Origin of the sequence: Microbacterium sp. ZKA21 (assembly GCF_050434165.1) — a bacterium.
Classification (GTDB): domain Bacteria; phylum Actinomycetota; class Actinomycetes; order Actinomycetales; family Microbacteriaceae; genus Microbacterium.
Genome location: NZ_JBNPVV010000006.1, coordinates 110,676 through 126,547 on the forward strand (window position 1 = coordinate 110,676; position 15,872 = coordinate 126,547).

General features: G+C 69.2%; 12 protein-coding genes and 1 tRNA gene. 8 read left to right on the plus strand and 5 right to left on the minus strand.

The window, feature by feature from the left end:
- Positions 1–7: 7 nt before the first annotated feature.
- A complete protein-coding gene (locus M2317_RS13390; RefSeq protein ID WP_429460914.1) occupies positions 8–1,132 on the minus strand; it encodes a DUF4192 family protein in 1,125 nt (374 codons plus the stop codon).
- 132 nt (positions 1,133–1,264) lie between these two features.
- On the opposite strand from M2317_RS13390, the gene M2317_RS13395 reads away from it, so the two are divergent.
- The 3 genes from M2317_RS13395 to M2317_RS13405 all read left to right on the plus strand — a co-directional run bounded on the left by M2317_RS13395 (position 1,265) and on the right by M2317_RS13405 (position 3,731).
- A complete protein-coding gene (locus M2317_RS13395) occupies positions 1,265–1,441 on the plus strand; it encodes a hypothetical protein (protein WP_429460916.1) in 177 nt (58 codons plus the stop codon).
- Between the two features lie 83 nt (positions 1,442–1,524).
- Complete coding sequence (gene cls, locus M2317_RS13400) at positions 1,525–2,979, plus strand: cardiolipin synthase (RefSeq protein WP_429460918.1); 1,455 nt, start codon at positions 1,525–1,527, stop codon at positions 2,977–2,979.
- Positions 2,980–2,999: 20 nt separating this feature from the next.
- The gene (locus M2317_RS13405; RefSeq protein WP_429460920.1) at positions 3,000–3,731 is read left to right on the plus strand and encodes a hypothetical protein; all 732 of its coding nucleotides are present in this window, start codon (positions 3,000–3,002) and stop codon (positions 3,729–3,731) included.
- Between the two features lie 6 nt (positions 3,732–3,737).
- Here M2317_RS13405 and M2317_RS13410 read toward each other — a convergent pair whose 3' ends face one another.
- Positions 3,738–4,736, minus strand: a complete 999-nt coding sequence (locus tag M2317_RS13410; RefSeq protein WP_429460921.1) for a diacylglycerol/lipid kinase family protein — start codon at positions 4,734–4,736, stop codon at positions 3,738–3,740.
- Between the two features lie 72 nt (positions 4,737–4,808).
- On the opposite strand from M2317_RS13410, the gene serS reads away from it, so the two are divergent.
- From serS to M2317_RS13435, 5 genes are all read left to right on the plus strand, one after another.
- Complete coding sequence (serS, locus tag M2317_RS13415; RefSeq protein WP_429460923.1) at positions 4,809–6,104, plus strand: serine--tRNA ligase; 1,296 nt, start codon at positions 4,809–4,811, stop codon at positions 6,102–6,104.
- On the plus strand, positions 6,101–6,940 hold the full coding sequence (locus M2317_RS13420; protein ID WP_429460925.1) for an HAD family hydrolase: 840 nt from the start codon (positions 6,101–6,103) through the stop codon (positions 6,938–6,940). The genes serS and M2317_RS13420 overlap by 4 nt, the downstream gene beginning before the upstream one ends.
- Positions 6,941–7,016: 76 nt before the next feature.
- A tRNA-Ser gene (locus tag M2317_RS13425) sits at positions 7,017–7,101 on the plus strand.
- Positions 7,102–7,123: 22 nt separating this feature from the next.
- Positions 7,124–8,386, plus strand: a complete 1,263-nt coding sequence (locus tag M2317_RS13430; protein ID WP_429460927.1) for an LCP family protein — start codon at positions 7,124–7,126, stop codon at positions 8,384–8,386.
- Between the two features lie 58 nt (positions 8,387–8,444).
- On the plus strand, positions 8,445–9,686 hold the full coding sequence (locus M2317_RS13435) for an LCP family protein (protein ID WP_429460929.1): 1,242 nt from the start codon (positions 8,445–8,447) through the stop codon (positions 9,684–9,686).
- A 78-nt stretch (positions 9,687–9,764) separates the two neighbouring features.
- On the opposite strand, the gene M2317_RS13440 is transcribed toward M2317_RS13435, so the two are convergent.
- From M2317_RS13440 to M2317_RS13450, 3 genes are read right to left on the minus strand one after another with little or no spacing between them, the layout of a single operon-like run.
- Positions 9,765–11,522, minus strand: coding sequence for a DUF5605 domain-containing protein (locus tag M2317_RS13440; protein WP_429460930.1), 1,758 nt, complete (start codon positions 11,520–11,522; stop codon positions 9,765–9,767).
- A gap of 27 nt (positions 11,523–11,549) precedes the next feature.
- A complete protein-coding gene (locus tag M2317_RS13445; RefSeq protein WP_429460931.1) occupies positions 11,550–14,342 on the minus strand; it encodes a family 78 glycoside hydrolase catalytic domain in 2,793 nt (930 codons plus the stop codon).
- A complete protein-coding gene (locus tag M2317_RS13450; protein WP_429460933.1) occupies positions 14,339–15,859 on the minus strand; it encodes a family 43 glycosylhydrolase in 1,521 nt (506 codons plus the stop codon). Before M2317_RS13450 ends, M2317_RS13445 begins: the two co-directional genes overlap by 4 nt.
- Positions 15,860–15,872: the final 13 nt, after the last annotated feature.

Here is a 15,872-nt window from a genome sequence, read left to right on the forward strand (position 1 = left end):
TGCGGCGTCATACCGCCTGGTCGACACGACGGTCGAAGGCCCACCCCGGCAGCGGCCGGGTGCGGAACAGCTCGCTCAGCAGTCGGCCGAAACTGTAGTCCGGGGCGACCCGTCGCACTTCGGCGAGATACTTCTCGGAGTGCGACGGGCGGCCGATCGCCCACGACAGCCACGCGGCCAGCGCGAGCGGGCCGCTCCGTCGTGCCCGCGGGGCGAGACCGGCGAGCGAGCGCGCGGTGCGCAGTGCCGCATGCAGGCGGGGGATGTCCGGGCGCGGGCCTTCGCCGACGATGACCTGCCCGTTCTCGGCGGAGGGCAGCGCCCCCACCAGGCGGTACTCCTGCTGAACGGCGAGGGCTTCTTGCCCCCGGCGCAGATCGCCCGCCCACTGCACGAGGGCGACGTCGCGGTACAGCGGCTGATCCAACAACCAGATCAGTGCAGCGCACACGAACGGCGGCGGGTCGTCAGGCGGGCTCACGGCGGCCTCGAACAGCTGCGGGACGTCGTCCAGGAGCATGGCCGCAGCGAACGCCTCGGGATGCTCGCGTTCCGCCTCGTCTTCGCGACCCATGCGCACGCGGCAGATCACATCGTCGAGGGCGAGCAGCATCCGGCCGACGTGCTCTGTCAGCAGCAGCCCGTACGCGGGAAGCTCGGTGCCGGCGTACTGGTCGCCGTCGACGTCCTTCGCCTCCGGCGGACGCTCGGCCGCGCGGATCGTGTCCAGCGGATGCAGCTGGGGGTCGTCATCGAGGTAGCTCGCCCATCCGTCGGGGGTGACGCACAGCGCGTCCACGATGCCGAGTCGCTGCTCCTCGGCAGCGGCGAGGACCTCGTCGACGACGACTGCGTGTGGGAGCACGAGGCCGTCCCTGGTGACCTGCACCGTCTCTTCGCAGTAGACGACGATCGCGACGGCATCGGTGCGTTCGACGCGGCTCGCCAGCGCGACGGCGCCTTCCGCGAATGCGGCGGGGTCGTCCTCGGGGAGGTCGATGCGCAGGGCGCCGTACGTGCGTTTGCCTTCGAACGGCGTGAGGACGATGCTCTGCGTCGGGGTGAACCCGGCGAGGGCGGGGACGAGGCCGAGGAACTCGGCGGAGCCGGAGGCTTTCATCACGGTGGTCATCCCGAGAGTGTGCCGATGCGGCCCGCTGCACAGGGGCCGAATCGGCCCCTGTGGATGGATCCGCCGCGAATCCGTGCCTGTGCAGAACAAGTGGCGGATCGTGCGCACAGCGGCGCGGCGTACGATGGAGGCATGGAGAACTTCTGGACGGCGGCCGCGTGGTCGATCTTCCCGACCATCGCCGTCTGCGTGGTGTTCTTCTTCGTGCTCCGCGGCATCCTGCGCTTCGATCGCACCGAACGCAAGGTGCACGCGCAGATCGAAGCCGAGGAGCGCGCGGCGCGCGGTCTGCCGCCCAAGTCCTCCTGACCGGGCGGCGTCCGGCCCACCCACTACGCTGAGTCCAGCACCGACGTGAGGTACGCGGTGCGGACAGCCAGGGGGTGACGTGCATGGATGCCTGGCCGTGGTGGGTGGTCGGCGGCCTCGCCGTCATCGACATCGCCATCCGCATCACCGCGATCATCGTGGTGCCGCGCAACCGCAGGCCGACCGCTGCGATGGCATGGCTGCTGGCGATCTTCTTCATCCCGTTCTTCGGGGTGTTCCTCTTCCTGCTCATCGGAAACCCGCGCCTGCCGCGCGCCCGTCGCCGCAAGCAGCAGCAGATCAACGACTACATCGCCGAGACGAGCGAGCACCTGCACTTCGGCACGCTGCGTCCGGACGCACCCGACTGGTTCGACCCGCTCGTGCGGATGAACCAGCACATGGGGGCGATGCCGCTCTCCGGCGACAACGGCGCGCACCTGATCTCCGACTACCAGGAATCGCTCGACGCGATGGCGGATGCCGTGCGCACCGCCGAGCACTACGTGCACGTCGAGTTCTACATCCTGCAATCGGATGCCGCGACCGACAACTTCTTCCGGGCGCTGGAGGAGGTCGCCGCGCGCGGCGTCTCGGTCAGGGTGCTGCTCGATCACTGGGCGAACCGGTTCAAGCCCCGTTACCAGCACACCGTCGACCGGCTGAACCGCATGCGCGCGGACTGGCACGTCATGCTGCCGGTGCAGCCGCTCAAGGGCCACATGCAGCGTCCGGATCTGCGCAATCACCGCAAGCTCCTCGTGGTGGACGGCCGCGTCGCGTTCATGGGGTCGCAGAACGTCACGGATTCCACGTACAACCTGCCCAAGAACATCAAACGCGGCCTGCACTGGGTGGACCTCATGGTGCGACTGGACGGGCCGATCGTCGCGAGCGTCAACGCGATCTTCCTGAGCGATTGGTACAGCGAGACCGACCAGGTGCTCTCGGACATCGACATCGCTCACGCCACGCAGGGAACCGGCGATCTCGACTGCCAGGTCGTGCCGTCAGGACCCGGGTTCGAGGTCGAGAACAACCTCCGGCTGTTCCTCGGCCTGCTGTATGCGGCCAAGCGCAAGATCATGATCGTGAGCCCGTACTTCGTGCCGGACGAGGCGCTGCTGCTGGCGGTCACCGCGGCATCCGATCGGGGCGTCGAGATCGAGCTGTTCGTGTCCGAAGAGGGCGACCAGGCGATGGTCTACCACGCCCAGCGCAGCTACTACGAGGCGCTGCTGCGCGGCGGCGTGCGGATCTGGATGTACCGCAAGCCGTACATCCTGCACACCAAGAGCCTCACGATCGACGATGAGGTCGGCGTGATCGGCTCGAGCAACATGGACATGCGCTCGTTCGGTCTGAACCTCGAGATCTCGCTGCTCGTGCGCGGCGAGGAGTTCGTCCGCGAGATGCGCGTCGTCGAGGACGAGTACCGCCGCCTCAGCCGCGAACTGACGCTGGAGGAGTGGATGCGGCAGCCACTGCGCTCGACCGTCCTCGACAATCTGGCGAGGCTGACCTCCGCTCTGCAGTGATCGCCGCTACGGTGGGTGCCATGACCACGATCTCGCGCACCGCCTTCTCGCTCGCCGGCCTCGCCGCCGTCGCAGCGCTCGCCGCCGGCTGCGCGACGACACCCGCGGAGACCAACCCGACCAGTTCGGACGCACCCGAGCAGAGCGCCGCGCCCGCACCGGTGACGGACCTCGACGCCGACGCGGCCTGGCTCGACGACGGGCGCATGTTCGCCATCGTCACGACGGGGTCCTCGACGTGCATCCCGCAGGTCGACGAGGTCACGGCATCCGGTCAGAAGATCTCCGTCACGCTGGTGGATCCGGATGCGGATGCCGTCTGCACCCAGGACCTCGCGCCGCGCGCGAGCGTCGGCGCCTTCCCCGAGGGAGTCGACCCGACGAAGGACGTCGAGTTCGTCGTGACGTACAACGGCGCCACCGATGACGCGGACCTCGACGGGGATCCGACGCTCACCGGCGTCCCGGGCACGTCGACCGAGTACACGCCGAGCGCCGGTTGGTTCGACGATGAGAGCCTCGTGCTGCTGACGTGGGGTTCGTCGTCCTGCCCGCCGATCGTCGAGTCGGTCGAGGGCAGCGGTGCCGCGGGGACCGTGACGTTCGCGACGGACGACGAGAAGGCCTGCACCATGGACATGGCGCCGCGCGCCACGATCGTCGCCTTCCCGGACGACCAGGTCGAGGATGACGGCTTCCAGCTCACGCTGGTCGGTGGGAACCTCGACGCCACGATCCCTGTCCGCGGCTGACGGCGGTCACAGCGCGTCGGTCGACACCGAATCGGGGATCGCCAGAGTCAGCGCCTCGGGATCGGCGCGGCAGTGCAGGCGCACGGCCGTGCCGAACTCGTCGCCGTCCAGCTCGATCGGAGTCGGATGGGTGCTGGCCGCCTCCGCGGCGACGCCGCGGAGGTAGCGGACCGACGCGTCGCGTCCGCGCCGCTCGAGCACGAGCCGCCCGGCGCGGAAGCGCCGCAGCACCGAGTTGTCCCACCAGATCTTGCGCCAGACGCCGAGCCAGCCGAAGGGCCCTGAGGGCTGGATGATCGCGATGTCGAGCGTGCCGTCGGTGATCGACGCCGTCGGGATCAGCGAGATGCCGGCGGGGAGCATGCCGCAGTTCGCGAACAGCACGCTGTAGACCTTGGTCGAATGCAGACGCGACTCGTCCAACTGGTAGACGATGCGGAACGGCTTCGCGGCGGCGAGCGAGCGGGCGGCGCCGTCCACGTACGCGACCCAGCCGACGGACTTCTTCAGATCGGGTCGGGTGTTCGCGATCATGTCGGCGTCCAGCCCCATGCCCGCCAGCACGACGAACGCGTGCGTCTCGGACGAGCCGTCTTCGCGTGTCAGCGTCGCCCAGCCCAGATCGACAGGGAGCGTGCGACCCGCCAGCGCGGCACGGATGATGGCCGCCGGATCCGTCAGCGGGAGACCGAGGTTGCGGGCGAACAGGTTCCCGGTGCCGCTGGGGAGGATCCCGAGCGTCACGCCGGTGTCGGCGATGGCCTCCGCAACGGCACGAACGGTGCCGTCACCGCCGGCGACGAGCACGGCGGACACTCCTTCGGCCAGCGCCTGGCGCGTCAGCCCCTGTCCGGCATCCTCGATCGTGGTCGGAAGCCACAGCGGAGGCGACCAGCCGGCCTCCTCAGCGATCGACGCCACGAGCGTCTTCAGCTGCGTCTCGTTCACCTTGATCGGGTTGTAGACGAGAGCGACCCGGTGCATGGCAGCCGCGGTCGTCATCATGGCCATACTCTAAGGCCTTCGGTGGCGCCGGCACCTCGCTGGGGGGTCCGCGCCACGCCATAGACTTGAAGAATGATCGACCTCGCTCTTCTCCGCGACAACCCCGACCTCGTCCGCCGCTCGCAGATCGCGCGCGGCCACGATGCGTCCACCGTCGACGCAGCGATCGAGGCCGACCGATCGCGCCGGGCCGCCCTGACCTCGTTCGAGGAGCTGCGCGCCGAGCAGAACGCGTTCGGCAAGCAGGTCGCCAAGGCGCCCAAGGAGGAGAAGGCCGCGCTCGTCGCGCAGGCCAAGGATCTCGCCGAGCGGGTCAAGCAGGCGCAGCACGCCGCTGGTGAGGCATCGGATGCCGCGGCATCCGCTCTGGCGCGCATCGAGAACGTGGTGATCGACGGGGTCCCTGCCGGCGGCGAGGCGGACTTCGTCGAGCTGCGCCGGGTCGGCGACGTGCCGACGTTCGACGCCGCCCAGTATCCGAACGGGCCGCGCGACCACCTCGAGATCGGGGAGATCCTCGGCGCGATCGACATGGAACGCGGCGTCAAGGTCTCCGGATCCCGGTTCTACTTCCTGCGCGGCGTGGGGGCGCGGCTCGAGATCGCCCTCATGAACATGGCGCTCGACAAGGCGCTGCAGCACGGGTTCGTGCCGCTCATCACCCCGACGCTCGTGCGCCCCGAGATCATGCAGGGGACGGGCTTCCTCGGCGAGCACGCCGACGAGGTCTACCACCTCGACAAGGACGACGACCTCTACCTGGTCGGCACCAGCGAGGTCGCACTCGCCGGGTACCACAAGGACGAGATCGTCGATCTGTCCAAGGGGGCGCTGCGCTATGCCGGCTGGTCCACCTGCTACCGCCGCGAGGCCGGCTCGTACGGCAAGGACACCCGCGGAATCATCCGCGTCCACCAGTTCAACAAGCTCGAGATGTTCGTCTACACCACACCGGAGGATGCCGAGGCGGAGCACCTGCGTCTGGTCGCCCTGCAGGAGGAGATGCTGACGGCTCTCGGGCTCTCGTACCGCGTGATCGACGTGGCCGCGGGGGATCTCGGCTCGAGCGCGGCACGCAAATACGACATCGAGGCGTGGGTTCCGACGCAGGACGCGTTCCGTGAGCTGACCTCGACGTCGAACTGCACGAGTTTCCAGGCCCGTCGGCTCGACGTCAGGTACCGCCCGGCCGTCGATGAGGGGCAGGCGAAGACCCAGCACGTGGCGACGCTCAACGGCACGCTCGCGACCACGCGCTGGATCGTCGCGATCCTCGAGACGCACCAGCAGCCGGACGGCTCGGTCATCGTCCCCGAAGTGCTGCGGCCCTACCTCGGTGGGCTCGCCGTGCTGGAGCCGGAGGCATGACCGTCGTCGCAGCGGAAGCGCGCTGGCTCGTCGGGCTCGACGTCGACGGCACGATCCTGCTGCAGGACGAGTCGATGAGCCCCGGTGTGCCCGAGGCCGTCGCACGGCTGCGGGATGCCGGCCATGTCGTCACGATCGCGACCGGACGCAGCTGGATGGCGACGCACCGGTATCTCGACGCGCTCGAGATCACCCCGGAGTTCGTGGTGTGCTCGAACGGCGCCGTCACGATGCGCCGCGTCGGCGGCGAGTGGACGCGCTGGCATATCGAGACGTTCGATCCGCACACGGTGCTCGGGCTGCTCGGCGACCGCCTGCCCGAGGCGCGCTACATGGTCGAGCTGGCCTCCGGCCAGCGGCTGTTCACCGCTCACCTGGACGACTGGACGCTCGACGGCGGACGGCAGGTTTCGTTCGATGAGCTGGGCGAGCAGCCGGTGTCGCGCGTCGTCGTGGTCTCGCCGGGGCACGACGAGGAGGACTTCCATCGGCTCGTCTCGGATGCCGGACTCAACGAGGTCTCGTACGCGATCGGATGGACCGCGTGGCTCGACATCGCCCCGCAGGGAGTCGACAAGGGCACGGCGCTCGCGCGCGTTCATGCCGAGCTCGGCATGAACGGCGGGCAGGTCCTCGTCGCCGGCGACGGACGCAACGACATCGGCATGTTCGGCTGGGCGCTGCGCATCGGAGGACGCGCGGTCGCGATGGGGCAGGCGCCGGATGAGGTCAAGGATGCTGCAGGCGAGGTGACCGCGGACGTCGCGGACGGCGGGCTGGCGCTCGCGCTGGACACCGTGCTTACAGGGTCTCCCCAGGTCACCGCGGGAGAATGAGCGTCGGCCTGGCCGGTGTTCATCCCGAACTCGGCTAGACTCGACGCCTGATCGGGCAGGTGCATTCCTGCGCGATGGAGGGTTGTCCGAGCGGCCGATGGAGCTGGTCTTGAAAACCAGTGGGCAGAGATGTCTCGTGGGTTCGAATCCCACACCCTCCGCAGAATTCCCGAAAGGCCCCGAGTGAGCGATAAGACCCCCCATCGCCGCACCGTCGCCCGTCACGGCCAGTTGCGCAGCCCGAGCGCGGCCTCACAGCTGCTGAAGATCATCGGCGTCGCGATGGCCGTCGTGCTCGTGAGCGGCCTGGGCGTCGCGGCGTATGTCGGGACGACCCTGTTCTCGAACTTCTCCGCGAACGCCGTGGAGCTGGAGGGTCAGGAGTCGATTCCGCCGGACATCGCGGAGTTCGAGGGCGGGTTCAATCTGCTCCTCACGGGTGTGGACACCTGCGAGGAGAAATACGCCCACCTCTTCGGAGAGCGCTGCGAGGGCTCGGATTCCGAGGGAACCCTCAACGATGTCAATCTGCTCCTGCACGTCTCCGACGAGCCGCGCCGCATCACCGCGGTGAGCTTCCCCCGCGACACCATGCTGCCGATCCCGTCGTGCACGGATGAGAGCGGCAACGAGACCTCTTCGATGAGCAAGCAGCAGCTGAACACCGCCTTCTCGTACGGTGGTCTGAACTGCGTCGCGCAGACGATCACCGAGCTCACCGGCCAGGAGATCCAGTTCGCGGCATCCGTGACCTTCGGCGGGGTGATCGAGATCACCAACGCCATCGGTGGTGTCGACGTCTGCCTGGCGAACGGCATCAAAGACCGGTACACGGGCCTCGACCTCGCTGCCGGAACGCACACGGTCGAGGGCCTGCAGGCTCTGCAGTTCCTGCGCACCAGGCACGGTGTCGGCGACGGCAGCGACCTGGGTCGCATCGGCAACCAGCAGCAGTACATGTCGTCGCTCGCCCGCAAGCTCATCAGCTCCGAGGTGCTCGGCGACGTGCCGACCATGCTGAAGCTCGCCGACACCGCGCTGAGCAACATCACCCCGAGCACCTCGCTGCAGAACCCGATGATGCTCGCGCAGATCGCGCTCGCGGTGAAGAACGTACCCTTCGAGGACATCGTCTTCCTGCAGTACCCGACGCTGGAGGACCCGAGCGATCCGAACCGGGTCGTCCCCGATCGCGACACCGCCCAGGTCATGTGGGACGCCATCAACGCGAACCAGCAGCTGCAGGTGACGCACGAGAACACCGAGAACGACGGCGTCATCGTCGAGACCCCGGCTCCGACCGACCCGGCAGCACCGACCGAGCCGACGGATCCCGCAACGACCGAGACGCCCGCGCCTTCCGAGACGGTGGCCGCCCTTCCCGATACGATCAGGGGAAACTCCGCCGCTCAGGCGACCTGCTCGAACGGCAACGTCCGGGAGTAGCGGGCGGCGGAGTCGTCGTAGGGCCTGGCCCTGATCGGACCCGAAGGACTCTGTGAGCGTGAAACGCCGTCGTACCGTCGCCCGTCATGGCCAGTTGCGCAGCCCCAGCGCCGTCGGGCAGCTGCTGAAGATCATCGGGATCGCCATGGCGGTCGTGCTCGTCAGCGGCGTGGGCGTCGCGGCCTACATCGGAACGACGCTGTTCTCGAACTTCACCTCGAACGCGGTGGAGCTGGAGGGCCAGGAACCGGTGCCGCCGGACATCGCCGCGTTCGAGGGCGGGTTCAACCTGCTCCTCACCGGCGTGGACACCTGCGAGCCCGAGATCGCGCACCTCTTCCGCGAACGCTGCGAGGGCAGTGACGCGAACGGCACGCTCAACGACGTCAATCTGCTCCTGCACGTCTCGGAGGAGCCGCGCCGGATCACCGCGGTGAGCTTCCCCCGGGACACCATGCTGCCGATCCCGTCGTGCACGGACGAGAACGGCAACGAGACGTCCGAGATGAGCAAGCAGCAGCTGAACACCGCGTACGGGTATGGCGGTCTGAACTGCGTCGCGGAGACGATCACCGAGCTCACCGGCCAGGAGATCCCGTTCGCCGCTTCCGTGACGTTCGGTGGCGTGATCGAGATCACGAATGCCGTCGGCGGAGTCGAAGTGTGTCTGGCGAACGGCATCAAGGATCGCCACACCGGCCTCGATCTGCCGGCCGGCACCCACACGGTCGAGGGCCTGCAGGCGCTGCAGTTCCTGCGCACCAGGCACGGTGTCGGCGACGGCAGCGACCTGGGTCGCATCGGCAACCAGCAGCAGTACATGTCCTCGCTGGCGCGAAAACTCATCAGCTCCGAGGTGCTCGGCGACGTGCCGACCATGCTGAAGCTCGCCGACACGACGCTGAGCAACGTCACGCCGAGCACGTCGCTGCAGAACCCGATGATGCTCGCGCAGATCGCGCTCGCCGTGAAGGACGTGCCCTTCGAGGACATCGTCTTCCTGCAGTATCCGACGTTCACCGATCCGGACAACCCCGCACGGGTCGTTCCCGATCGCGATTCCGCCGAAGCGATGTGGGCGGCGATCAACGCCAATCAGCAGCTGCAGGTGACGCACGAGAACACCGGCAATGAAGGCGTCCTCGTCGAAACGCCGGCCCCGGCCGAGCCGATCGAGCCGTCAGATCCGGCCGTGACCGAAACACCCGCGCCCGCCGAGACGGTCGCCGCCCTTCCCGAAACGATCCGGGGAAACTCCGCCGCCCAGCAGACGTGCTCGAACGGAAACGTCCGCGACTGATCGACGGATCACCAGTTCGGGCGGGAAACGATCGGTCGCGGGGTGCGGGCGGGATCCGCCTCCTCTGCGGGCGCGTGCTCAGTCGACGCGGGTCAGCCGCAGCGCCATGAACTGCTGTCCGGGCAGGTCGACGCGCAGCGAGCCCGTGTGGACGCCGGGAAGACGATCGACGGTCATGTTCCAGGTGTCGATCACTTCGACCGTCCAGTCGCCCTCGGCGAGCAGCAGACTGCGGAACCGCGGCCGGTTGAATCCGAAGTAGCCCACTCTGACGCGGCCGTCGACGCCGCCCCAGGGCACATCCCAGTCGCCGGGCAGCGGATCCCAGACCCCCTCGGGCGCCTCGGCCAGCAGCTGCTCGAGGAAGGCGATCCGGTCGGGGGAGGTGCCGTGCAGCACGCCGCCCTTCGACCACCAGAGGATCTCGTCGTCCAGCCCGAGCGCCTCGGGCAGATATGTCTCGCCGTGTCCGACGTATCCGCCGCGCACCGCGCCCTCCCAGAACCGGCGCACCATCTCCTCCCCGGTGATGTTGCCCCAGCCCTGATCGATGTCGCCCTCGTAGGCGCACTCGTCGATGACGACCGGCTTGCCCCAGCGCTCGCGCCACTCATCGGTGTTCTCCGCCGTCCGGTAGACGTCGACGCGCTGCACGCTCACATGCGTGATCCAGGGCTTCGAATAGTCGTAGAACGGGCGGCAGTTGTGGATCGAGTTCAGGTGCCCGAAGGCATCCTCCTCCCCGATGATCTCGGCCAGCCGCTCCCAGTCGTCGGTGTCCTTGGCCCACAGCAGGTCGTACTCGTTCGCCATCGACCACCAGACGTTCGCGTAGGCGGACAGACGCCGGACGACGTAGCGCAGGTATCGTTCGTCCACGGCGGGTCCGAGATCGGCGAATCCCCAGCGGTCGTACGCGTGGAACAGAATGAGGTCGGCTTCGATGCCGAGCGCGCCGAGATCCGCGATGCGCTGCTCGAGCCGTCGGAAGTGGGCGGTGTCGAACCGCTCGAGGTCGAACCCGTCCGCGAGCGATCCCACGAAGGGGAAGTCGGCGGGCTCGTTCGCGTTGTACAGATACGACTTGGGGAACACGCACATGCGGATCTTCGTGAACGGCGCCTCGGCGAGCGTCGCAAGGGTCCGCTCCTGCCGGTCCTCCGGCTGGTGCGTCCACGCGTACGCGGTCGTGCCGAGCGGGCGGTGCCTGGTGCCGTCGGCGTGCCGGAAGTGGAATCCGTCCACACGAACCGGTCCGTGCACGCCGTCGCGGGGTGCGATCACGACAGCGGCGCCCGTGATGCCGTCCAGTGAGCGGGCGGTCGATCGCGTGACGAAGGACCACGGGCCCTCGGCATCGGCCAGGGCCCGGACCAGGTACACGCCGTCGCCGTCGTAGAACCCGCCGACGCGCACCTCCGAGCCGTCTGGACGCGTGAACACCGCGTCCAGGTCCACGTCGACGAACGGGTTGCCGTGCGAGGGTCCGTCCAGGCGCACTTCGAGCACGTCCCAGCGCGGGGTCGGCAACGGCAGGTGCACCGACGCGGATGCCGGGGCGACCGCGTCGCCCTCATAGGCGGGATCCGGCGCGATGGCGGACGCATACGGTGCCCGCTGCACGCCGTCGCCGACCTCGGCGAGGGCGGCCCACAGCTTCGCCTGCTCGTCGGCGTCCTCCAGACCGGGGACGAAGGCGATGAGCGAACCGAGACGGCCGTCCCGGTACTGCGTCGCCATCGGAGAGGCGGCGATGCCGGGCATCAGCTTCTCGAGGATGGCGCGCGCATCGGGGTGGTCGAGGGCCTCGCCGAAGGTGGAACGGCGGTCGAACATGGTGTCTCCGTAACGTGGATTGAAGGGTCAGGCGGACGTCGCGGCGCGGATGGCGGCATCCACGTCGGCGATCACTTGCGGCGGTGTGAACATGAGGGCGCCGTTGACCGTGCGCCCTCGTCCCCACAGCGTGTCGCGACGCACGGCCTCGGCATGCTCGGGGTCGAAGGCCGCGACGGCGTCGAGCAGGGCGCGGTAGGCACGCGGGTCGTCGATGACGTCGGCGAGCGAGGCGTCGAGCCCCGGCAAGGGGGAGCGCTCGGGAGCGGATGCCGCGGCGACCCGCCACTCGAATCGCCCGGAGCCCACCACGAACTCGTCGGTCCCCGGCAACGAGACCGTCGCCGTGGTGTTCGCGGGAACGAGCGCCGAGACGACGATCTCACCGCCCTCGCGCCGCCACGCGACCGATGCCTCGCCGTACGGCGTGATGTGACGCGCTGATGCGCGATCCAGCGTCGTGAGCGGCCGCGGGGCGATCCGCAGCGTGCGATAGCCCGCGGATGCCGGGCCGAGGCCGGCGACGACGCGATGCATCCAGTCGGCGACCGCCCCCAGCGCGTAGTGGTTGAACGAGGTCATCTCGCCCGGGTTCACCGAGCCGTCCGGCAGCAGGCTGTCCCACCGCTCCCAGACGGTCGTCGCTCCCATCGTGACGGGATACAGCCAGGACGGGCATTCGGTCTGGGTGAGCAGTCGTTCGGCTTCGGCAAGGTGGCCGCCGCCGGTGAGGGCGTCGGTGACGAGCGGCGTTCCCACGAACCCGGTGCCGATGCGATAGCCGCCCTCGCGGACGAGATCGGCCAGCCGGTCGGAGAGTGCCTGACGCAGAGCCTCGTCGGTGACGAGATCGAATTCCAGCGCGAGCGCATAGGCGGTCGGAGCGTCGCTCATCATGCGGCCGGACGGCGTCACGTATTCGGACACGAACGCCGCTCGGCTGCGTTCGGCGCGCGCGCCGTAGACCGCGGCATCCTCTTCGTGACCGAGCAGCTCTGCAGCGTCTGCGACCTGCCGCAGAGAGCGCGCGAGATAGGCCGTGGCGACGATGTCGCCGTCGACCTTGGCGGCCCCGGGGTTCTCCGGTGGAGCGGACGGATCGAGCCAGTCGCCCAGCTGCATCTGCCCGGCCCACAGTCCGCCGTCACCCGCGACCGCGAGGACGGCATCGCCCCAGGCGCGCATGCTCGCGTACTGGTCGGCGAGGACGCCGTGGTCGCCGAAGCGCTCGAACAGGACGGTAGGCACCACGGTCGCGGCATCGCCCCAGGCGGCGGTCGGTCCGCCGCCGCCGAACGCGGGAAGCGCCGAAGGGATGACCAGCGGCACCGCGCCATCCGCGCGTCGCTGCTCGTGGGCCAGGTCGCGCAGCCAGGAGGTCAGGAAGCCGTCGCAGTCGTAGAGGAAGCTCGCCGTCGGAGCGAACACCTGGATGTCGCCCGTCCACCCGAGACGTTCGTCGCGCTGCGGGCAGTCGGTCGGAATCGACAGGAAGTTGCCGCGCATGCCCCACACGACGTTCTCGTGCAGGCGGTCGATGAGCGGATCGGACGAGGCGAACTCGCCGGTTCGCGTCAGGTCGGTGTGCAGGACGACCGCTTCGACGTCGGAGGGATCCACATCGACGCCGGTCAGCTCTGCGTATCGGAAGCCGTAGAACGAGAAGCGCGACTCGAGCAGGTCGTCGGCGCCGGAGAGATCGAACGTCGCGGTGGCCGCCGCATTGCGCAGTGGTCGAAGACCCAGCTCGCCGTCTTCGAGGACCTCCGCGTGGCGGACGATCAGGCGGGCTCCCTCGGCGCCGCGCGTGCGGATCCGCAGCCGCCCGACGAGGTTCTGACCGAAGTCGAGGATCCGCCCGCCGGACGGCGTCTCGATCACGTCGGCGACCGGAATGCTCTCGATCCGGCGCACCGGAGGAGCGATGCGCGCCTCGGGCACGGGGATGCTCTCATAGCCCGGGAGCGACGCGGCTCCTACCCGTGCGGGCGCCCAGACGGATGCCGTGCGTCGCAGGTCCTGGTGCTCACCGGCGTAGATGCCGCTGTCGACGACCGGTCCGTCCCCTGCGGCCTGCCAGTCGGGCCCCGTCGCGGCGATGGTCTCGCTCGTACCGTCGGCGTAGGTCACGCGCAGCTGCGCGAGGAAGGACGGCTGGGTGCCGTACAACCGGTTCGTGAAGGTGAAGAAGCCGTACTTCTCGGTGTACCAGGCTCCCGCGATGGTCGCCGACAGCTCGTTGTCGCCGGTGCGCAGGTGCGTGGTGACGTCGACCGTCTCGTGCACGAGCCGGTCGCGGTAGGCGGTCCATCCGGGGGAGAGCACGTCCTCGGATGCCGGGATGCCGTTGAACTCGGGCTCGGCGACGCCGAGCGCGCTCCAGAACAGCAGCGCGCGTACGATCGGGCGGTCGAGGCGGAACGACGTGCGGGCGACGAACGGCTGCGCCTCGCGTTCGGGTGCGGCGAGGCCGATCGGCTGCGCGACCCACTCGTTCGCGCCGAGGAAGCCCGCCTCGACCCGCAGCGGAGCGCTCCATTCGGTGACGGCGCCGGAGTCCGCGCGCGCCCGCACGCGGATGTCCCGTGTCTCACCGGGGTTCAAGGCGGTGAAGGGCCACGCGACGAGGACGCTGTCGCGGCCGTCGATGGTGACGTCCGTCGACCCGTCGGTGAGGTCGGCCGATGCCTGCAGCCAGCCGTCTGCTCCCTCCACGGTCCAGCTCAGGCGCGGCGTCGGCGTCGCGACGAAGAGCGTGTCGTCACGGAGCTCCGCCCGCACCGTGGCGATGCGGGGCTCGGTGGCTGCGGCATCCGTCATTCGTCGTCTCCTTCGGCGACCCAGCTGCGGACGGCGACGTCGCCGGAACGAGCGTAGACGCCGATGACTCGGCCCGTGAACGATTCGCAGGTCTCCGAGGCGAGGAAGCGGCCGTCGACCGCGGCGAGATCGATGCGCTCGCCGTCGACAGTGGCGCCGAGGTGGAGGACGTCGCTCGTACGGGGGAAGCCGCCGTCGCCGTCGGGCCTTCGAGAGTCGAGGTGCAGGTCGAGCGTCGTGGACGTCAGCGGCACAGTCCATTCCTGCACGAGGTCGGCGACCACGGCGCGGGCCGTGAGCACGCCCTCGCCGGCTTCGACCTCGACGTGGAAGCGCTCGTCGTAGCGCACGGCGAGCCCCCCGACTCCGGCGCCGACGTCGATGCTCACCGTGACGGCGTTCGTCAGGTGCTCCTGTCGGCGGCCGACGAAGATCGGGCGTGGATCGTCCAGCGTGCAGCCGTCGCCGTGCAGCACGAGGGCACCATCACAGAGCTCGGCGAGTGAGCCGGGCAGCGCTCGGACGGCGATCCACTCGTGATCGAGCTCGTGGGAGTCCGCGAAGGCGATCTCGACGCGCGTGCCCGCACGCGGGTTCAGGAGTACGGGATCGATCGCGGGCCAGCCGTCATCCTCCCAGCGCACCGGGGTCACGAAGGTCTCCCGGCCGAGTGCCGAGAAGGCGCGTGTCATGCTGCGCGGGCGCACCCCCAGCAGCACGCACAGCCAGTCGCCGTCCGGGCCGATCACGAGGTCGCCGTGGCCCGTGTTCTGCACGGGCCGGGTGGTCGACCTGGCCGACACGAGCGGGTTGTGCGGCGCCGTCTCGAACGGGCCCACCGGAGACGTTCCGCGGGCGATCGAGACACCGTGCCCGCGCTCGGTGCCGCCCTCGGCGATCATCAGATACCAGCGGTCATCGACCTCGTACAGGTGCGGTGCCTCGGGGAATCCGCCGCCGGTGCCGGACCACATTGACCGCGGTTCCTCGAGAGCGCGGTGGCTTTCGAGGTCCACCGTCACCTGCTGGATGCCCAGGTGCTGACCGATGCCGTCACCGCTGAGAATCAGGCCGGAATAGGTGACGTAGACCGTCCCGTCGGCATCCCAGGCGATGTCCGGGTCGATGCCGTCGAGCGATGCCGAGCCGTCCTGCTTCAGGATCAGGTCGCCGTCGCTCCAGGGACCCGCCGCATCCGTCGCGGTGAAGTGCAGCATCCCTCGGCCCATCGCATCCGTGATGACGAGATGGAACACGCCGTCGCGGTGGCGGATCGTCGGCGCCCAGGCGCCGCCCGCCGTCGGGACGTCCTCGACCGCGAGCTGGCCGGGGCGGGTCGCGACGTGGCCGATCAGCTCCCAGTTCTCGAAGTCGCGGGACCGATGGATCGGGATGCCCGGCAGATACTCGAACGTCGAGGTGGCGAGAAACCACTCCGGTCCGTCCGCGGAGTCCACTCGCACGACGGAGGGGTCGGGATGGAAGCCGTTGAGCAGCGGGTTGTAGAGCGTGGTCATGCGGTCGGTCCTT